Origin of the sequence: Niveispirillum cyanobacteriorum, from assembly GCF_002868735.1 — a bacterium.
In the GTDB taxonomy this organism is placed as follows: domain Bacteria; phylum Pseudomonadota; class Alphaproteobacteria; order Azospirillales; family Azospirillaceae; genus Niveispirillum; species Niveispirillum cyanobacteriorum.
The window spans coordinates 121,193-141,207 of sequence record NZ_CP025615.1; the positions used below are offsets into that span (position 1 = coordinate 121,193).

Here is a 20,015-nt window from a genome sequence, read left to right on the forward strand (position 1 = left end):
CCGGATGCTTATACCAACTTGCATTGATTAGAACTCATGCGCCCACTGACGGTATGCGATGGAGATGATTTTCCAAGGCTGGTCGATGAGGCGGTTCCAAGCGTAGCAGCATAGTGCAACGATCTGGTGGTAGGATTCGAAGACGCGGTTGGACAGCCAGTTGTCGCGGATGAACTGCCAGATGTTCTCGACCGGGTTGAGTTCGGGGGATCTGGGTGACAGGGGCAGAATTGTGATGTTGGCCGGCACGGCCAGCTTGTCGGTTGTGTGCCAACCTGCCCGATCCATCAAGAGCACGGCGTGGGCGCCGGGCGCCACCTGGGAGGCGATCTCATCCAGGTGGTATTGCATGGCCTGGGTGTCGCAGCGAGGCAGGACGAGGGCGGCGCCGACGCCGCGCTCTGGACAGACGGCGCCGAAGATATAGGCCGACTTGGTGCGCTGGTCATGAGGTGCCACGGGACGGGTTCCCCGCTTGGCCCAGCGCCGGGTGATCTTGTTCTTCTGGCCGACACGGGCCTCATCCTGCCACCACAGCTCTATGTCGGCTCCCGGCGGCAGGCTGGTCCTGATCGCTGCCAGTTCGGCGGGGAAGTTTTTTTAAATTCCTCAAGGGCCTGAACGTCCTGAGCGTAGTGGCGGGGACGGGCCGACAGCTTGGCGAACCCCAACGCCTTCATCTCGCGGCTCATGGTCGACAAATCCAGCGAAATGCCGAATTCCTCGGCGATCCACTGCACCAGATCCTTGAGCCGCCAGCGCACCACACCCTCAACCGCCGGGATCGGCCCCGTTCCACCTTCTCCGCCAGCGCCTGCCGTTGGGCGGCATTGAGCTTCGGCCGTTGACCCGGCGCTTTCCGGTCGATCAGACCGTCCGGACCCAGCGCGTTGAAAGCAACGACCCAGTCCCGGACGATTTGTAGCCCGACCCCGCCCAACTTGGCCGCCGCGCTGCGACTGCCGCCATCATAGATCGACGCCAGCGCCAGCAACCGCCGCGTCTGGTCGGCGTCCCGAGACCGCCGCGCCAGCGCCAGAAGAGCGGCGTTGTCATAGTCGGATCGAAGGCGGATCGGCGCTGACATGGAAAATCTCCGGCTGTTTGCCAGAGTGACTCACATCCGCACGCTTTTGGGAATCCCCCATGAGTCGTAATTGCTCACGTGGTTGGCAAAAGGGGTTGCCCTGGCTCCTGGAATATGAGTCAACGTGTGGATGGAGAAGCCCGTTGTCCGCCGCCTGAGTGACACAGAGAAAGACGCCCTGCTTGTTGATCAGGCGGCGATGATCGCGCGTTTGGTGGCGCGGATCACGGAGCTGGAAGCACTTGTCGGCAAGGTGCGGAAGAATTCGTCGAATTCGCATCTTCCGCCGTCGCAGGACGGTCTTGGTCGGCCGAACCGGAAAGACGAAAAGCACAAGGCCGGCAAGCCGCGGCCGTCGCGCCCTGGCGTGTCGCGGTCGCTGGCGGTGGAGCCCGACCGGACGGAGCGGCGTTTTGCCGAGCAGTGCCCGCATTGCGAGACGGTCGTGACGGCGGCGGAGCAGCGTCGCCGGCATGGCTATGACCATATCGACCTGCCCGTCGTCCGGCCTGCGGTGACGCGGGTGGAACTGTTCGGCGGGCGCTGCCGGTGCTGTGGCAAGCGCTATCGGGCGGCCCCGCCGGCGGGGATGCTGCCCGGCACGCCGTTCGGCGCCGGCATCCGGTCGCTGTTGGCCTATCTGCACCATAGCCACCATGTCGGGTTCGAGCGGCTGTCGCGGATGCTGGGGGAGATGTTCGGGCTGTCCATCTCCGAAGGTGCCATCGCCAACAGTTTTCGCCGGATGCAGGCCCCCCTGGACAAGGCCGGCACCCTGATCAAGGCCAAATTGCTGACCGCGCCGGTCATCGCGTCCGACGAGACGACGACGCGGGTGGACGGCATCACCCATTGGCAATGGGTGTTCCACAGCGACCAGGCCGTGCTGCACCAAATCGTGCCCAGCCGGGGACGGGCCGCGGCCGAACAGGTGCTGGGCGAATATCGACCCCAAATCTGGGTGTCCGACCGCTATGCCGGGCAACAGGGGCTGGGCCAGACCCATCAGGTGTGCTTGGCCCATGTGCTGCGCGACGTCCAATATGCCATCGACAGCGGCGACAGCATCACCGCTCCGAAAACCCGCGATCATCTGCGCTGGGCCATCCGCGTCGGCAAACGCCGCCCCAGCCTGAAGGACAGCACGCTGTCAGCCTATGCCGCCAAGGCCGAGCGCGGGCTGGATGCCTTACTGGGCTTTCCAGCATCCCACCCCGCCGGGCGTGACCTGCAACGACAGATCAAGGCGTGGCGGAATAAGTTCTTCGTCTTCATGACCGACGTACGCGTCCGGTGTGAGCCGCCTTGTGTTTGGTGGTCGGTAGCTGGGAGTCTTTGCGTAAGCGCGATAGCGCGGACGCAAACGAGTGGCAAACGTGATGGCTTATCAGCGGCTGGAGGTTTTGACGGGCACGGAGCGGCGTCGTATCTGGTCAGACGCGGAGAAGGTCCGGCTGGTTGAGGCGGCGTTCAGGCCCGGCATTGTGGTCAAGGATGTTGCCCGGCGGTTCGGGGTCCATGAGAGCCTGCTATACCGGTGGCGCCGACAATTGGGCGTATCGGTTTCGCCGGTCGATAGCCCGGTTCGGGCGTTCGCGCCGGTCCAGCTTGCCCCTGTGGATGAGCCGATGGCCATGCCGGTCGCGGAGACGGCGCTGCCGGCCCCCAGCCCGTCCGCAACATCGGTCGCTGAGATCTCCGTGCTTCTGCCCGGCGGGGTCGAGGTGCGGCTGCGCGGGTCGGTGGATCTGGCGCTGGCCAAGGCGGTGATCCGGGCAGCCGGAGGGGCGGGATGATCCCGATCCCGCCGGGGGTGCATGTGTGGCTGGCGACGGGCCGGACGGACATGCGCAAGGGGTTCGACAGCCTTGCCCGGCAGGTGCAGGAGGTTCTTGGGCGCGATCCCCATGGCGGTCACCTGTTCGTCTTTCGTGGCCGCCGCGGCGATCTGGTGAAGGTCATCTGGCATGACGGCCAGGGCGCCTGCCTGTTCACCAAGCGCCTGGAGCGTGGCCGGTTCATCTGGCCGTCGGTGGTTGACGGGGCGGTGACGCTGAGCCCGGCCCAACTGGGCTATCTGTTGGAGGGAATCGACTGGCGGCTGCCGCAGCACACGGCCCGGCCCGAACGGGCGGGCTGAAAAGCTGCAGACAAGACGGCGTGGGCATGATTCAATGACCCCATGTCCAGCCCCAATCCTCCCGCCCCCACTGCCGACAATCTGCCCGCCGATCTGGCGGCAGCCCATGCGCTGATCCTGGCATTGCAGGGGGAATTGGCGACGGCGCGCCAACAGGCCGGTGAACGGGCGATCGAGATCGAACGGCTGCGTCTGGCCCTGGCCAAGGCCCGGCGGGAGCTTTACGGCCAATCCTCCGAACGGGGTCGGCTGCTGGTGGAGCAGTTGGAACTGCAACTGGAAGAGTTGGAGGAGACCAGCGCCGAGAATGAGGTAGCCGACGAACTCGGCACGCCCATTCCCGCTCTTGCTGTCACACCGCGCAAACCGGCCCGGCGGCCGCTGCCGGAGGCGCTGCCACGGGAGCGGATCGTGCATCCGGGGCCTTGCACCTGCGACCGCTGCGGCGGGAACACCTTGCGCAAGATCGGCGAGGATGTGCTGGAAAGCCTGGAATGCGAACCCCGCCGCTGGAAGGTGGTGCAGCATGTGCGGGAGAAGTTCGCCTGCCGGTCCTGTGAGGCGGTGAGCCAGACGCCGGCGCCCTCCCATCCGATCCGGCGCGGGCGGGCCGGGCCGAACCTGCTGGCCATGGTGCTGGCCGGGAAATATGCCCAACATCTGCCGCTGCACCGGCAGAGTGCTGCCTATGCCCGGGAAGGGGTCGACCTGGACGTTTCCACTCTGGCCGACTGGGTCGGCGCGGCGGCGGCAACCCTGGCCCCGCTGGTGGCGGCGATACGCTCCCACGTTCTGGCGGCTGATCGTCTCCATGGCGATGACACCCCGGTACCGGTTCTGGCCAAGGGGAAATCCGCCACCGGCCGACTATGGGTCTATGTGCGGGATGATCGACCGTTCGGCGGTAGCGATCCGCCCGCCGCTCTCTACCATTATGCCCGCACCCGTGCCGGCGAGCATCCGCAGCGCCACCTGGCCGGCTGGGCCGGGATATTCCAGGCCGATGCCTATAGCGGCTATGCCGGCCTCTACGATCCCGCCCGCAAGCCCGGTCCCCTCCAGGAGGCCGGATGCTGGAGCCATGTCCGCCGCCGGTTCTTTGACTTGGCCAAGGACGGCAAGTCGCCCCTGGCAGCCGAGGCCGTGAAGCGCATCGACGCGTTGTTCGCCATCGAGCGGACCATCAACGGCCGCGCCATCGCGGAACGTGCCGAAACCCGACAGGAGAAAAGCCGTCCCCTGATCGACGATCTGGGGCAATGGCTACGCCGCGCCCGTGCCCGCCTGTCGCCCAAGTCGGATCCCGCCAAGGCCATGGACTATGCCCTGAACCGTTGGCAAGCGATGACACGGTTCCTGGAGGATGGGCGCATCTGCCTGTCGAACAATGCCGCCGAACGCGCCCTGCGCGGCATCGCCGTTGGCCGCCGCAACTGGACCTTCTGCGGCTCCGATGCCGGCGGCAACAGGGCTGCCGCCATCTACACCCTCATCGAGACCGCAAAGCTCAACGACGTCGATCCCCAAGCCTGGCTCGCCGACACCCTCGCCCGCATCCACGACCATCCCGCAAAGGCCATCGCCGACCTATTGCCCTGGAACTGGAAGCCAAAAGCCTGAATGGGCCTACGCCGGATGCTTACTGACCGACCGTCGCGTGCCCCCCACCAACAACCGCAGCGAACAGGAAATCCGACCCTCCGTCGTCTTCCGAAAGGTCACAAACGGCTTCCGGTCCCAATGGGGACCGGCCATCCATGCCGGATACCGATCCGTCACCGGAACCGCCCGCCTCTACGGCACATCAGCCTGGAACGCCATCCAGGCCTTGATCGGAGGCACCTTCGCTCTCGCCTGAAAGGCCGGGTTGCCAACCACCTGAGCAATTACCATGAGTCTCCGTCAGAGCAAGCTGGTATTACACTGGAGGTCATGATGGAGGCGACATATTTGCTGTCGATCAACCTGGATAAGCGGCATTTTAAGGTATACGGGACACCGAATTTCATCGAAATGGAATCAAAGTTATTTTCCCATGCAAGATAAAATATCCTATTAGTTGTCAATATTTATTTTTATACAATCTACGAATTTCAGACAATATTATCGTAGGTCCGTCTGCCATAGTGCTAGCAGAAATGGATGCGGTCTGGTCAGTCAGAATCTTGGGCAAACGTGGCATAATGACGCTCAAATTCGGCTTGGACAATTGCCAGGAGCGACAAAGCGCTTCACCAGCTAATTTCGCTAAGCAATATTCTTGAAACTCCCCAATATTTTCATCAATGAATGCAGTTGATGGGTAGAATATATGCCACTTTCCCAATTGACAATACTCCATATTTCTGCACATATATTCAAATTTCCAAAGATAATAATCTAAGTATTTTTCTATCAATGCATGGGATAAGCCTTTTCCTTTTCCGCTTGGCTCAATTTTAGGAGTTGCAAAATAGTACAGGGAATTGTGGCCTAGCTCATTGGCAAAGAGTGAGGCGGGATCGTCGTTGATGACGTCGAACTGCAACGCACGAATACTAAGGCCCTGGTTGGCTGCTTCCGCCACCAGCGCGGCCGCCTCCCGCGCGCCCCGGTGATAGGTTACGGTTACTTTTGCTCCGCCGGTAGCCAGAAGCTTCGCCGTCGTCGCCCCGAGGCCCCGCGAGCCTCCGATAACCAGCGCTCGTATTCCCACGAATTCGCTTGGCAGCACTAGTTCAGCTAACGCCTGTGCTGAAGCAACAGAAACCGGAGGCAGCCGAAAAAAGCATTCAATTGTGCCCCGGATGCAGCCAGCATCAACGACCTGCACCAGCCGACGGAAACGCATGTCAACCGCTTGCGGTTCAAAGCGCAACGGTTCACGGATGCAATCATGAAATGTGCAATCTATGGAGCCAAAGATGGAGTACAGACCGGGACATACCATGCCCACCAGATAAGACAGACTAATTAGCGCCTGAACGCGGTCTGAGCCGCCCGCCGCGACCAGACTGTAAAATAATGCGACTACTTGTTCTGTCCGGTCGATCGCATCGATCGTCCCGGTAAGGTTGCCGCTCTCCACCAACTCCACCTCGTCAGGGGCGAGCAACACGGCAGGCCATTTGCGGCTATTCGGCTTTTCGGCAAGTGGTCTTGGTGCTAGCGTCATCGGCTTGCGCAGGTCGCCAATGATCGCCAACTCGTTTTTGATTTGCACCTGGAAACGGATGTTACCGCTTGGCTTGCATTCGGCAGTCAGGACGGCCTCTTCGCCAACCGGAACCGGTCGCAGGAACCGGACCTTCAGGCCGCCCGGCCAACTGCCGAGCAGGCCGCCCTGGGCCAGCGTTTCCATTGCCCATAGAGCTACATGCACGCCATGGACAGTGGCGGCGCCCAGTTGAGTACGGCGGGCATAAACAGGGTCCATATGCATCGGATTGAGATCGCCAGAAAGCAGACCGAAGGCCTGCTGGTCGGCATGCTCAAAGCGCCGGATTGCCTGTATAACTCTATCAGTCGCCATGTTGGTCGGCTCTAATGGTGACTTCCGGATAGCGGCGTGGCAAATACTCAATGTATTCAAACAGGTATTCTTTCAGCTTTAGCCGGCGACCATCCGGCATCAGGTAAGAGCGATCAGGTGGAGCATAGTCGAGGTTGAACGCATCAACAACGGCAGGGTGGATCGGCAGCTCCCAATCGTGTAGCGCATTCTTCATGGCCGCAGATTCTAAGAGGAGCGGGGCTTTGCCAAGCTTGGCAAGAATACGGTCAACCATCGTAAATATAACTGAGTTACAGCAATGAGTTGGCCAGTAGAAGGTCTCCTTAACAAGGACCATGCCCGGGATGATGTCTGCAATCCCAACATCGCATTCTGCCTCCTGAACCCGATAGCTTTCCATCCACAGTTCCAGGGAACGGTGAAGGTCTTCAGGGGTTACAGGCGCAAAAGACAGAACAGCTTCGACGATTGCATCAGCATCTAGGCCTTTCCTCCACAAATGGATGATCTTCCTGTCAGCGAAGTGGAAGTTGATCTTACCACTCTTGGGATCAGGGACCGCTGAATAGTCTCGGAATTGCGTTGGCCAGAAAATATTAAATCCAACCATAGGGAAACGAATTACTCGCGCATCGGGCGGCAGCAATGCGGAAAGTGTAGAAAATTTGCGCTCTACTTCTGCTCCTTTTTCAGTTTGATAGAGAAAAACTTTACAGCTCCTGACAGTGTCGAGAAATTTATTGTAATCGTCCGTGAAATTCTCAATGAAGTGGACAGCAGAATACTGATTGAAATCAGGTGCAAATTTCTTGATTGCTTGCTGAATCACCCAGCCGTGGCAATTCGCAAAGATGATCACATTCCTGCTGGGTTCAGCGGCGTCGGCGTAATTGTGCATGCAGAATCCTCATTGCAGATGGCGTTCTATGGCGTCAACTAAGTCGCCGACCGCCTTAAACTTCTCAAGTTCACCCAAATCAAACTTGAAACCAAATGCAGATTCAACCGCAATTATCAAATTGATATGCGTGAGGGAATCCCACCCTTCGACCTGGTCAGCCGCAGTGCTGTCATCGAGTGTAATATCATCTACAAGAAACAGGTCGGCGAAGATGTTGCGGACCCTGGAGTATATTTCAGACCGGTTCATGTACTGCCTTTCTGATATTGAGGGGAAGCCCGCTGGGCTGGAAGGCTCCAACGTCGAGACGGTAGGAGCGCTCACCGCCCGGCTGTTCAGCGATAACAACAAAGCCTAGCCTGTCATAGAGGTTGTTGACCATAGAGTTCTTAGCGGTCGGAATATATAGCCCTTCGATCCGGACATACCCAGCTGATGACGCCGCTTCGCACAGCACTTTCAACATGGCACTCTCGACCTCGCGTCCCAGCACCCGGCAACTCATCAACCAAGTGTCGATCGACAGCGTCTCCCCCCGGCCCCGACCAATTAAGATGCCGATGATGCCGCTGTCACCAAACTTGTCAAGGAGGCGGAAATACAGACCGATATCAACCGACGATGTGATGACTTGACGCACTTCCTCCTCGGAGTAGCGGCGGGTGGTCAGGTTGAACTGGTTGGTCTTGTTGATCAACTGAGTGATGCGCGCAAGATTGAGCGTATCGAATTCACCCCAACACAGTTCCATCTCCAGCGAGTACAGGTAACTACCGAGATCCGTAGCGGTCTGGTGCTGGGCCGCACGCTCCATATTCGCCTGGTACGACTCGGTTCGGGTTAGGTCCTCTGCCGTGACCACAACGCCTTCGAAATAGCCAGCCGCTGCCAGCAGGCTTGGTATCTCTGCCGGGTTATTGGAAACTTCCGGGACTGACACCATCGGAAGTTCACGCCGGACAAGTTCTCGCTCGAAAGGATTGTCATCCACGAATACAATCGAATCGAGGCCGATGTTCAGTTTCTGCGCGACCCGACGGATGTTGGTCGCCTTGTCGTCCCAATTCGCGATGAAGCATGAGATGTCCTTCTTGCGGAGCAGCATGTCAGGGTGGGATTCAAATGGCAGAAGCGCATTAGACTCGTCGTTCTTCGACACTACCGCCAAAATGATTCCACGCCGTGCCTGAGCAAGCGCATATTCCTGTAATTGAAGGAAGCCTTCGCCGCGTGCACTGCCTTGGCCAAGGATAATGCCATCAAGCCCGTCGTCGCCAATGATGCCCCCCCACAGCGTATTGTCTAAATCAAGGACGAGGCACTTGCTAGAGCGTCCCTTCCGGGCCGCCACGATCCGTGCCACCGCATCACCATAGACAGGAGCGACGCGCGGTGAAATCTCCTGCTTTGCGCTGCACCACAGCGATGGATCATGCCAGGTATTTACCCCGTCGCGTTGGGCGAGTTCGTCAACAGCGAGAACGTCCACCCCAGCGCGATCTGCCGCCCCACGGATAGCATCGTTCAATCGGCGAACGAACCCAGACGGTGATGATGCTAACCTATGCTCATTACTACCCAACAAGGTCGGCATCACCGGCATGACAGTCTGCTGAACGACCATGCAACCAGCGCGATCCCGGATGGAGTTCCAGACCACTTCCATACGCTTGATCGATTCAGCGACCAGCATCTGTACATCGTCCTGGTTCGTAAGCCCGTGAACCTCGCGTGTCGCATGTCGTACATCTTCAGACAAGATCGCAACATCGGGGGCAAATTTATAGAAGCCCGAAACTGGATTGCTTATTTCCTGAAATACCTGCCCGTAGTCCGGCTCATAAGTGCTTGCGAAAAAGCCACGGCGCAACAGTCCGACCCGAATCCCGGCATGCAAATGCGCTAACGTCGATGTGCCAAGCATGGCAACCTTGACCGTGGGTGCAAGAGTCTCGCCGGGGCTAATCGGAAACGCTTTGCGCAGCATGAGGTCAAGTCGTGAGGTCCTTACTAAATCGACACGCGTACCGGCCAAGCGGACAAGCTCCCGCCACCTTTCTGCGTCATCCATAATAGCAATTGCGGATTTGGCATAGTCCTGCCAATCCGTTAAATCCGGAAGCCAAGAAAGGATGCTGTCAGGAGGCATTTTCAAACCCTAGTGATCAGTTCGGTTCTTACGGTCGGGGCCGTCCGACGACGGCAGATGGTACGAATTCGGTGATGTCTTCTTCGGCTTGCCGATCAGCACTTCAAGTTCCGTCACCCGAGCCACCAAACGCTGGATCAACGCCGCCCGCTCGAAAATCAGAGCGTCTTTCTCGGTGTCGGTCAGGTGGTAGACGGACGGATTCTCTATCTCCGCGCTTACTCATTATTTCAAGCCAAACGACAACCCTTTTGTTAGATGCGGTATGGGGCCGGGCTTAGAAGAGACCTGGTCCCCGGTGATCGGACAGTTTGCTAAGCTTGGTCCTGATTAGTTCACGCCGCCAAACACGTTCTGTCCGCCTTCTGCCTGTATGCCTCGTCGGGTGTTTGTCCCCCGAGCGCGGCATGCGGGCGTTGGGTATTGTAGTAATTGATCCAGCGCCCGATCCCGGCCCTGGCCTCGCTGCCGGTCTCGAAAGCGTGGAGATAGACGCACTCGTATTTCAGTGACCGCCAGAGCCGTTCGATGAACACATTGTCCATCCAGCGACCCCTTCCATCCATGGAAACCTTGATGCCGGCATCGGTCAAGATGCCGGTGAATCTCGGGCTGGTGAATTGGCTGCCCTGGTCGGTCTTGAAGATTACCGGCTTGCCGTGGTGTGCCATGGCATCCTGCAGGGCTTCCAGGCAGAAATCGATCTCCATGCTGTTGGACAGTTTCCAGGCCAGCACTCTACGCGATGCCCAGTCCATCACGGCGGTCAGGTACAGGAAACCCCGCCACATGGGGATGTAGGTGATATCTGTACAGCAGACATGATCCGGCCGATCGATGGTCACGTCCCGCAGCAGGTAGGGCCAGATCTTGTGCTCGGGATGGGGAACGCTGGTCTTCGGCCGCTGGTAGATGGCGGCCAACCCCATCCGGCCCATCAACCGGCGCACCCGCTTGCGATTGACGACATGACCCTGGCGCCGGCAGATGGTGGGTCATCTGCCGGCTGCCATACCAGGGCGTCTCCAGGAACTGTGCGTCGGTCACCCGCATCAGCGCTAGGTTCTCGGCACTCTCGCCCCGTACCGGCCCGTAATAATGTGACCGGCTGATCGACAGCAGCGCGCATTGCCGGACAACCGATAAGCCGGGATGGGAACGATCCACCATCTCCCGCCTCCGACCAGCGCTCATCGACCGGAGGCCTTGCGCAAAAAATCCCGCTCCACCACCAACTGCCCGATCTTGGCGTGCAGCCGGTCGATCTCGGCGGCTTCAACAACTTGACTGGCCTCGGCCCTGACGGAAATGACGCGGCAATTCCCTCGATCGCCTGCTTGCGCCAGGCGTCGATCATCGTCTGGTGAACACCGTGCTTCGACACAAGCTGCGTCATCGTCAATTCGCCCCGGATCGCCTCAAGCGCCGCCTTCGCCTTGAATTCCGATGAATATCGCTTCCTCTGTCCCGTCATCTCGGTCCTCCTTCAATAAGGGCCGAACCAAGCTTAGCAAACTGTCCGCTCACTGGGGACCAGCTCTGCATCGGCAGACGCAATAGCCTGTTCGCCGATTCGGCCATCTCCGTCGGGATGCCGGCACGCCGGCCGCTGTCCACCTCGGCCTTCTTGACCTATTCGTTCAGCGTGGGCGCCGAACAGCCGATCTTGGCCGCGATCGACAGGATCGCCTGCCAACGTGAGCCATGCTAACTCTCATTGTCCAAAACCAACCGCACCGCGCGTTCGCGCACCTCGGGCGAAAACTTGTTCGTCGTCTTGCTCATAATGCTCCATCTTACTCAAGAGTTGGAGCCTCCGGCAAACCCGCAGCGGTTCAGAAGGGGGCATCCACACCATCAGTTCAGTCCAGCAGGTGCGACGTTTACGCAGCTGCTGGACTCCCAACAACTCAATCAGCGAAGACTCTGAGGAAGGCTTCGTACTCCTTAACGAAAGCATCACGGATGGCAATAACGTAGTGACGATCCGACGCTACCTTGTAGCGGCCAGAGGTTTCGTCAATCAAGGCCATCAATTCGTCATAGAGTCCAGACAGCTGTGCGATGAGAGGTGCCACCTCCTCCCCTTGTTCCGACCAGAATTCCCGCACTAGAATCTCTGTCGTGCTGACGTCCTCTTCCTTGACAAGGCACAACGCAGAAGACAGGTCTAAGCCTGTCAGTGTAACTAGTGGCTCAATCTTGCCAGCAACAACACGCTCATGAGGTGCGATGACTGTCCGGTCAGATATCAAAAACAAATTGATCTGCGAAATGATACCGCCGAGCCAGAAATCGAACAGTAGCTGAATGGAAAGATCCTTACGCATGCGCTTCATTGCGGTAATTGCTGTCCGCGGATGACGGAGGGTAACGATGAAACGTGCAAACGGAAAATGCCGCATCAAAAAGTCGAAAGCTATGTTTGCTGGATGGCGTTCATAAAACGCACTGCGCGCACCATAAGCCATCTTATCTCCGAAGAACGTATAGGCCGAGAGGAATGTCTCAAATATTGTTGCCATATCCGCAGAAGATGGAGTGATTTGTGGTAAATAGAACCCCTTAGAAAGAGGCCTGTCTGGCCTCATCTGCAGGTAATTGTAGTTATCAATGAAGCAATGGTTATTCTTATGTATGTTCCAATTGGCTTCATAAGATATGAGAACCTCCTGGGACTCATTTAGTATGTGAAATACCAATGAGCTTGCACTGCGCGCGTGCCCAAAAATGAATATACAGCGCTTCTGAAGCTCTGGTTCTATTTTGCGCAAACTAGTTACCAATTGTGGTGATAGTAAACCTTTCATGAAAACACAGTAATAGCTCAAAACGAAGGGTTTGAATCCATGCCTCTCCAGGACATATTGCTGAAAACCAGTGGAAAATGATGCATCGAAACGAAAGCGCGTGCTGAAAGCTGCTGAAAAGAAAAAGCTCTTCTTCGCACTTTCGGCGACCTGCATATCCATGAGGGCCAGGTGCTCAATTTCCTCACATCCGGTGTCAATGATCGCATTGAAGTCATCAACACGGCCGCTCCAATCGCTCAAACTAAGACTATGCGAAATGGAGATGTCGGTAAACTTCAACGTTTCCGCAATCTCTACAACAACGTCCGAAACCCAGTCGGCATTTGGACCACAAACAAAAGCTCGGATAGATTTACAACGAGATTTTAAAATCTTCATAATCGAAATTAATGAAATCAACTTTTCATGATCAAAACCATAATTCCCTCGACGTTTTTCAACAATACTGTGCTGATCATTGTTAAATTTAATCAATACATTGGGGATGTCAAAAAAAAACGATTGGTTGTTCATTCTGGGATTTCCAACAATATAAAGCCGTTCGCCTTAGCATCCCTCTTGGGATGCCACAGGATCATTATAAGGTTTTCTATGATAATCTGCAATTTCAATTGACTGAACTGTATCACGTCCCTTGGAATGGTGAGCACTGATACCAGTTCTGGCTCTGAGGACGTTCATCGGCGCTGAATTAGCCTGAAAATTTCGTCAGGCTGGCGGGTGTAGCCGTAACCCTTTGAATAGATGTATAATTTTGGCGCTTGCGGAACGGGTTTTGAAGGCGGGGATGGATCACCATCTTGCCGGCGATGAGAGTGGAAACCGCCGCAACGGTTATGGCCGCAAGACGGTGCTGACGGATACGGGGTCGGTTGAGCTTTCGGTCCCGCGCGACCGGGCCTCGACATTTGATCCGCAGCTGATCGGCAAGTACCAGCGCCGGTTCCCCGGGTTCGACGACAAGATCATATCGATGTATGCACGGGGTGTGTCGACACGGGAGATCACCGGCCATCTGTGGGAATTGTACGGGATCGAGGTGTCGGCGGACCTGATCTCGGCGGTGACGGATGCGGTGCTCGACGAGGTTGCGGCCTGGCAGAACCGACCCTGGAAGCCGTCTATCCGCTAGTTTTCCTGGATGCGCTGCGGGTCAAGGTCCGGGACGAAAGTCTAGGTGGTAAACTCATAAAACTGCTTGGCGTGGAATTGGTGGCGTGATTCAAGGGTTTCCGCAAGGAGCCCCTGATGACACGCCGCCGCTACGAACTTACGGACCACGAATGGTCGATCCTGTCGCCGTTATTGCCGAACAAGCCGCGCGGCGTGCCGCGCGTTGATGACCGTCGGGTTCTGAACGGCAATCTGTGGCGGTTTCGCACGGGTTCGCCCTGGGCGGAGATACCGGAACGCTATGGTCCGTCGACGACCTGCTACAACCGGTTCGTGCGCTGGCGGAAAGCCGGTGTCTGGGATCAGCTTCTGGAAGCGGTATCCGCCGCTTACGACGGCGATATCGTGATGATCGACAGCACCTGTGTTCGCGTGCACCAGCACGCGGCCACGGGAAAAAAGGGGCTGGAGACGATGGCGGCATGGGACGTTCCTGTGGGGGCCTAACCAGCAAAATCCACGCGCTCGTCGATGCGGAAGGCCGCCCCGTCCACCTGCGCCTGACCGCCGGGCAGGTTGCCGATTGCACCAAGGCCGACGCTCTGACAAAGGACCTTGGTGAGGGGGCCATTCTGCTGGCCGACAAGGGCTATGACAGCAATGCCATCCGCGCCAAAGCCGCCGAGCGGAAGGCCTGGGCCAACATTCCACCCAAAGCCAACCGCAAGGGGAGCTTCGTCTTCTCGTCCTGGGTCTATCGGCAGCGCAACCTCGTCGAACGGTTCTTCAACAAGATCAAGCAGTTCAGAGGGATCGCCACCCGATACGACAAACGACCCGAGAACTTCCTGGCTGCCGTGAAGCTCGTCGCCCTCAGGCTTTGGTGCCAATGATTATGAGTCTACGGCCTAGTGCGGAACAAAGCGATCCACATCGCCATCGGCGTGCGGGCGGACGGTACCAAGGAGGTGCTAGGCCTGTGGATTGAGCAGAACGATGGAGCGAACTTCTGGCTGTGAGTCCTGAACGAGCTGAAGAACCGGGTGTCGCTGGCGGGATAAAACTCCCCAGAAGTGGCGAATGAAAAGTCCCCAGTTTTGGCAAAGGGCAAGGCCCCGGGGGGCATGCCCCCCGGGGCCTTGCGGCCATCTCTCCGCCATCCTGTTTCCCGCTGTCTGCGGGGAGGATGCCGGTGATCAAGCTTGGGGACCTTGTCATGATCCTGGACCTTGCCCGCCAAGGGCTATCCGTTTCCGCCATCGCCCGCCGGACCGGTTTCGACCGTAAGACCGTGCGTCGGCATATTGAGCGTGGGCTTGAGCCGCCCGCCTACACACCCCGGCCACCACGGCTGTCGCTGTTATCCCCCTATGAGCCCTTCTTGCGCGAACGCCTGACCAGCGTGCCGGAACTGACGGCCAGACGCCTGCACCGGGAGATCAAGGAGCAGGGCTACAAGGGCGGCTACACCCTGGTGAAGGTCTTTGTCCGGTCCGTGCGACCGACACCGGCCCGGCGCTTCGAGCGCCGGTTCGAGACGCCGCCGGGCAAACAGGCCCAGGTGGATTTCGCCTACTTCAAGACCGAGTTCACCGACGAACCTGGCGTGGAGCGGGTGGTCTGGCTGTTCTCCCTGGTACTGGGCCATTCCCGGATAATCTGGGCGCGGTTCGTCGCCCGCCAGGACCTGCCCACCCTGCTGCGCTGTCATATTGCCGCCTTTGAGGCCCTGGGCGGCGTGCCGGAGCAGATCCTGTACGATCGCATGCGCACCGCCGTTCTGGGCGAGGCGGGCGACGACAGGGGCGTCGTCTATAACGAGAAACTCCTGACGCTGGCTGCCCATTACGGCTTTCTGGGGTGCCGACACGAAAGTGAGTTTTATGTACCGCTCGTGAGAACAAATAGGGATCGGTAGATCGATGGCGTTTTTGGGATGGATTTGGGAGGTGCTTGGCACTCATTAAACCTTGCTGGTGCCGTTCCACCCGGTGCGTTTCAAGGTGTCGATCAGCGTGCTGCGGGCGATGCCGAAGGTCCGGCACACGGCGGCCTTGCTGGCTCCTCCGTACAGGGCGGCCATGACCGCCTCCAGCTTTTCGGGTTGTATCGTGACGGGCCTGCCGCCGCGTCGCCCTCGCCTGCGGGCGGCCATCAGCCCGGCCTGGACACGTTCACGGGTCAGGGCGCGTTCATATTGTGCAAGCGCACCGAACAGATGGAACAGCAGTTCGCCGTGCGGAGTGTTGGTGTCCATGCCCTCCGTCAGGGACCGGAACGCGATGCCCCCGTCGCGCAGTCCGGTGATGATGTCGAGCAGGTGAGGCAGCGAGCGCCCAAGACGATCCAGCTTCCACACAACCAGCGTATCACCCGACTTCAGGAAGGACAGGCATTGTTTGAGGCCGGGTCGGTCGTCCCGCGCTCCCGATGCTTTGTCCTCGAACAGGTGACGGGGATCGACCCCGGCGGTGATCAGGGCATCACGCTGGAGCGCGGTCGTTTGTCGGTCTCCGTCCGACGACACCCGCATGTAGCCCACCAACATGTACGGAAAACCCCATATTGACCGTTACCGTACATCCTATCATTCCGACAGGGTTTATCGCACAGAAATACGTGGCCATGGGGACGGTTCGCAGCGAGTGGCGTCGCCCTGTCGGCAAACATGTGTTTTCCGGCGGAAGCCAACACGCCTCCACCTCCGCGATCGCTCCGCATCCCACCGGTCGGCATCCGATGATGCCTTGTCCATTTCTCTTACCCCTCCTACACCCGTGGTGAGGATATCGGGGGATGACATGGCGAGACGACGGCTGTTGTTGCCGGCGGAGTGGGACCGGTTGCTGAGCGCGCCCGATGATGAACGGGCTCTCGTCCAGCATTACACGCTGGACCTTGATGATCTCACCCTGATCGCCCGCAAGCGTACACCGCACCGCCGGCTTGGCATCGCCATGATGCTCTGCTACCTGCGGCATCCGGGACGCATCCTTGACGCATACGAGGAGCCCCCCGCTTCGCTGATCGCGTTCGTCGCCAACCAAGTCGATGCCAAGCCAGCAGATTTCGTGGCCTACCGGTCGCGTGATCCCAGCCGCCGCCAGGACATCGTGGACCTGCTGGAATTGACAGGTCACCAGCCCTTTGACCGACCACTGTTCCGGGAACTGACGGCATGGCTGCTGTCCATCGCGCAGGTCAACCGTGATCCGGTAGCCCTGGCCACCATCCTGGTAGAGGAACTACGCCGGCGGCGCGTGCTGCTGCCGCCGGCCGCCGTGCTGGAACTGATCCTGCACCAGACGCGCGCCCGTGCAGAGCAGCTTCTGCACCGTGTCTTCATCGGGGATTTGCAGCCTGACCATATCGCGCGTCTTGATAACCTGCTGGAATCGCATGAGGATGCCGGGTTGAGCCTGCTGGCCTGGCTGCGGCAGGCACCGATGTCGCCGGCACCGCGCAACCTGTTGGCCATCATCGACCGGTTGGAGAAGATCAGGGCGATGGGCATCCCGACCGGGATGTCCACCCGCATTCCCGGCGTCGCCTTCGAACGGATGGCTGCGGAGGCCAACAGGATGACGGTACAGCATCTGCGCGACCTGACGGTCCAACGGCGCCGCGCGCTGCTGGCCACTGCCTCCATCCGGATGGGCACGGACCTCACCGATGCCGCCCTGGTGATGTTCGACAAGCTGATGATCATGCTCAGCCGCCGAGCAGAGAACAGGGCGGATGAAAAGACCCTGCGTTCCGTCCGCGACGCCAAGGCTCATTTGCGCACCCTGGTCGCGGCCTGCCGCAGCCTGATCAACGCCCGGGAAGCCGGTGCCGACCCGATGGTCGCTCTGGAGAAGGAGGTCGGCTGGTTCCGCTTCATGGCCAGCGTCGCCGGCATCGAACCCTTGGCCGATCCCGGCACCGGCGATGCCCGCACCGAACTGTTGTCCCGCTATGCCAGCATCCGTTCCTTTCTGCCGGTCTTCCTCTCCGCCTTCCACTTCGAAGGCGGTCCCGGCGTCTCCTCCCTGCTGCGCGCCGTCGCCCTGGTCCGCGACCTGTTCGCCACAGGCAAGCGGACCATGCCCGACAAGGTGCCGACGGGATTCATCCGCCGATCCTGGCGGCCCTTCGTCATGCCGGGCGGCACCATCGACCGCAAAGCTTTCGAGATATGCGTCCTGTCGGAGCTGCGTGACCGGCTGCGCGCGGGTGATGTCTGGGTCGAGGGCAGCCGCCAGTTCCGTGATTTCGAAAGCTGCCTGATGCCCAGGCCGACCTTCGAGGCCCTGCGCGCCGACGGCGCCTTGCCCTTGCCGGTCACCGACGACGCCGTCACCTATCTGACCACCCGCCATCAGGTCCTGGCGCAGCGCCTGCGCGATGTCGGCCGCCTGGCAGCGGCGGGGGAGTTGCCGGATGTCGACTTGTCCACCGGTGAATTGCGGATCACTCCCCTGCGGGACCAGACACCCGAAGCGGCGCAAGCCCTGGCCCGCGCCGCCTATGACGCCTTACCGCGCGTCAAGATCACCGACCTGCTGATGGAGGTCGACGGCTGGATCGGCTTCAGTGATTGCTTCACCCACCAGCGTTCCGGTCGGCCGACCGATGACCGCGCCTCTCTGCTCACCGTCATCCTGGCCGATGGCATCAATCTCGGTCTGGCCCGCATGGCCGATGCCTGTCGTGGCGTCTCCATCCGGCAACTCGCCTGGGTCCATGACTGGCATGTGCGGGAGGAAACCTACGCGGCGGCCCTGGCCCGGATCATCGACGCGCATCGAGCCCTGCCGCTGGCCGCCGCCTGGGGTGATGGCACCACCTCATCCTCCGACGGGCAGTTCTACAAGGCCGGCGGCCGGGGCGTCGGTACCGGTGACGTCAACGCCCGGCACGGCAACGAACCGGGCGTCAGCTTCTATACCCATGTCTCCGATCAGTACGGCCCCTTCCACACCAAAGTCATTGCCGCATCCGCAAGCGAAGCCCCGCATGTGCTGGACGGACTGCTCTACCATCAGACCGGTCTCGCCATTGAGGAGCATTACACCGACACGGGCGGCGTCACCGACCATGTCTTCGGGCTCTGCCACCTGTTGGGGTTTCGTTTCGCGCCCCGTATCCGTGACCTGAAGGACCGGAAGCTCTACCTCTTCCCCGGCGACGAGGCCCCGTCCAGTCTCAAGCCTCTGGTGGGCGGAGAGATCGATCTGGAACATCTGGCCGTGCATTGGTCCGAACTGCTGCGCCTGGCGGCCTCCATCCGGTCGGGCACCGTCACCGCGTCGGTCATGCTGCGCCGCTTGGCAGCCTATCCTAGACAGAACGGTCTCGCTCTGGCGCTGCGCGAACTGGGGCGCGTGGAACGTACGACCTTTACCCTCGACTGGCTGCGTGATCCGGCCCTGCGCCGGCGTGCCAATGCCGGTCTAAACAAGGGTGAGGCCCGCAACGCCCTGGCCAGGGCGATCTTCTTCAACAGGCTGGGCGAGATGCGCGACCGCAGTTTCGAAAACCAATCCTATAGAGCATCGGGCCTGAACTTGCTGGTTGCTGCTGTCATTCTCTGGAACACACGTTATCTGCAAGCCGCACTTGATCACCTGGCAGCCAATGGCACCGACACGAAGTCGGAACTGATCCGCCATGTCGCTCCACTTGGCTGGGAACATATCGGTCTCACAGGTGACTATGTTTGGGGGGCTGATCCACTACCGGAAAACGGATTGCGCCCACTGCGACGGCCTATTTCCATTCTCGCAGCATAGTTCATTATTCGTTCTCACGAGCGGTACGTAAAATGCACTTTCGTGTCGGCACCCCTTTCTGCCCAAGGCCTGCAAGCCCTACCGGGCCCAGACCAAGGGCAAGGTGGAGCGGCCCTTCCGCTATGTGCGGGAGGATTTCTTCCTGGGGCGAACCTTCCGTAATCTGGACGACCTGAACGCCCAGTTCCGGCAATGGCTGGACCAGGTGGCCAATGTCCGCCGCCATGCCACCACCGGTCGGGTGGTCATCGAGCACTTCGCCGAGGAGAAACCCAGCCTCCGGCCATTGCCTGCCGGTCCCTGCAATGCCGTGTTGGCCCTGGAGCGGCGTGTCGCCTGCGACGGCATGGTGTCGGTGGGCGGCAACCTTTATTCCGTGCCCGATTGCACCCGTAGGCGCGTCGTGGAGGTACCGGTGACCGCCACCCAGGTTCAGATCCTGGATGATGGAACGCTGATCGCCAACCATCCCGTCCTGGAGGGGCGCGGGCGGCGGCTGGAGGGACATCGTACCCTGCCGCCACCAGCCAACAGCACCGTTGCCC

11 protein-coding genes and 10 pseudogenes are annotated in these 20,015 nt (G+C 59.6%); 11 read left to right on the top strand and 10 right to left on the bottom strand.

The genetic code is table 11. The features are described from left to right. Positions 1 to 27: 27 nt before the first annotated feature. A pseudogene (locus C0V82_RS26490) lies at positions 28 to 1,087 on the bottom strand (IS630 family transposase). Between the two features lie 130 nt (positions 1,088 to 1,217). Here C0V82_RS26490 and tnpC (C0V82_RS26495) point away from each other — a divergent pair. From tnpC (C0V82_RS26495) to C0V82_RS26515, 5 genes and pseudogenes are all read left to right on the top strand, one after another. Next, a pseudogene (gene tnpC, locus C0V82_RS26495) lies at positions 1,218 to 2,378 on the top strand (IS66 family transposase); the annotation flags it as partial. 88 nt (positions 2,379 to 2,466) lie between these two features. Next, a complete protein-coding gene (tnpA, locus tag C0V82_RS26500) occupies positions 2,467 to 2,883 on the top strand; it encodes an IS66-like element accessory protein TnpA (RefSeq protein WP_102115456.1) in 417 nt (138 codons plus the stop codon). Further along, a complete protein-coding gene (gene tnpB / locus C0V82_RS26505) occupies positions 2,880 to 3,227 on the top strand; it encodes an IS66 family insertion sequence element accessory protein TnpB (protein WP_094453379.1) in 348 nt (115 codons plus the stop codon). The genes tnpA and tnpB overlap by 4 nt, the downstream gene beginning before the upstream one ends. A 42-nt stretch (positions 3,228 to 3,269) precedes the next feature. Then, on the top strand, positions 3,270 to 4,847 hold the full coding sequence (tnpC, locus tag C0V82_RS26510; protein WP_102115457.1) for an IS66 family transposase: 1,578 nt from the start codon (positions 3,270 to 3,272) through the stop codon (positions 4,845 to 4,847). Then, a complete protein-coding gene (locus tag C0V82_RS26515; RefSeq protein ID WP_281493042.1) occupies positions 4,792 to 5,085 on the top strand; it encodes an IS66 family transposase in 294 nt (97 codons plus the stop codon). The genes tnpC (C0V82_RS26510) and C0V82_RS26515 overlap by 56 nt, the downstream gene beginning before the upstream one ends. A 204-nt stretch (positions 5,086 to 5,289) precedes the next feature. Here the strand turns inward: C0V82_RS26515 and C0V82_RS26520 are convergent, their stop codons facing one another. From C0V82_RS26520 to C0V82_RS26550, 8 genes and pseudogenes are all read right to left on the bottom strand, one after another. Further along, positions 5,290 to 6,738, bottom strand: a complete 1,449-nt coding sequence (locus C0V82_RS26520; RefSeq protein WP_102115458.1) for an SDR family NAD(P)-dependent oxidoreductase — start codon at positions 6,736 to 6,738, stop codon at positions 5,290 to 5,292. After that, entirely contained in the window at positions 6,728 to 7,618 is an 891-nt protein-coding gene (locus C0V82_RS26525) for a WcbI family polysaccharide biosynthesis putative acetyltransferase (protein ID WP_102115459.1), read from the bottom strand. Before C0V82_RS26525 ends, C0V82_RS26520 begins: the two co-directional genes overlap by 11 nt. A 9-nt stretch (positions 7,619 to 7,627) precedes the next feature. Beyond that, positions 7,628 to 7,870, bottom strand: a complete 243-nt coding sequence (locus C0V82_RS26530) for an acyl carrier protein (RefSeq protein ID WP_211108017.1) — start codon at positions 7,868 to 7,870, stop codon at positions 7,628 to 7,630. Then, positions 7,857 to 9,770: an HAD-IIIC family phosphatase gene (locus C0V82_RS26535; RefSeq protein ID WP_102115460.1), complete on the bottom strand. Its 1,914-nt coding sequence runs from the start codon at positions 9,768 to 9,770 to the stop codon at positions 7,857 to 7,859. Before C0V82_RS26535 ends, C0V82_RS26530 begins: the two co-directional genes overlap by 14 nt. A gap of 30 nt (positions 9,771 to 9,800) precedes the next feature. Then, positions 9,801 to 9,980 (bottom strand): annotated as a pseudogene (locus C0V82_RS27710) (IS66 family transposase); the annotation flags it as partial. Positions 9,981 to 10,105: 125 nt separating this feature from the next. Next, positions 10,106 to 11,244 (bottom strand): annotated as a pseudogene (locus C0V82_RS26540) (IS3 family transposase). 77 nt (positions 11,245 to 11,321) lie between these two features. Continuing rightward, a pseudogene (locus tag C0V82_RS28055) lies at positions 11,322 to 11,555 on the bottom strand (transposase); the annotation flags it as partial. A 125-nt stretch (positions 11,556 to 11,680) separates the two neighbouring features. After that, positions 11,681 to 13,096, bottom strand: a complete 1,416-nt coding sequence (locus C0V82_RS26550) for a sulfotransferase (RefSeq protein WP_102115461.1) — start codon at positions 13,094 to 13,096, stop codon at positions 11,681 to 11,683. A gap of 244 nt (positions 13,097 to 13,340) precedes the next feature. Here C0V82_RS26550 and C0V82_RS26555 point away from each other — a divergent pair. The 4 pseudogenes from C0V82_RS26555 to istA all read left to right on the top strand — a co-directional run. After that, positions 13,341 to 13,759: pseudogene (locus tag C0V82_RS26555) on the top strand (transposase); the annotation flags it as partial. Between the two features lie 72 nt (positions 13,760 to 13,831). Continuing rightward, positions 13,832 to 14,589 (top strand): annotated as a pseudogene (locus tag C0V82_RS26560) (IS5 family transposase). Between the two features lie 12 nt (positions 14,590 to 14,601). After that, a pseudogene (locus C0V82_RS26565) lies at positions 14,602 to 14,712 on the top strand (transposase); the annotation flags it as partial. A 176-nt stretch (positions 14,713 to 14,888) separates the two neighbouring features. Continuing rightward, positions 14,889 to 15,554, top strand: a pseudogene (gene istA, locus C0V82_RS26570) (IS21 family transposase); the annotation flags it as partial. A 105-nt stretch (positions 15,555 to 15,659) separates the two neighbouring features. Here istA and C0V82_RS26575 read toward each other — a convergent pair. Continuing rightward, the gene (locus tag C0V82_RS26575) at positions 15,660 to 16,244 is read right to left on the bottom strand and encodes a recombinase family protein (RefSeq protein WP_102115310.1); all 585 of its coding nucleotides are present in this window, start codon (positions 16,242 to 16,244) and stop codon (positions 15,660 to 15,662) included. Positions 16,245 to 16,497: 253 nt separating this feature from the next. On the opposite strand from C0V82_RS26575, the gene C0V82_RS26580 reads away from it, so the two are divergent. Then, a complete protein-coding gene (locus tag C0V82_RS26580; RefSeq protein WP_102115309.1) occupies positions 16,498 to 19,470 on the top strand; it encodes a Tn3 family transposase in 2,973 nt (990 codons plus the stop codon). 52 nt (positions 19,471 to 19,522) lie between these two features. Continuing rightward, positions 19,523 to 19,969, top strand: a pseudogene (locus C0V82_RS26585) (Mu transposase domain-containing protein); the annotation flags it as partial. Positions 19,970 to 20,015 lie beyond the last annotated feature (46 nt).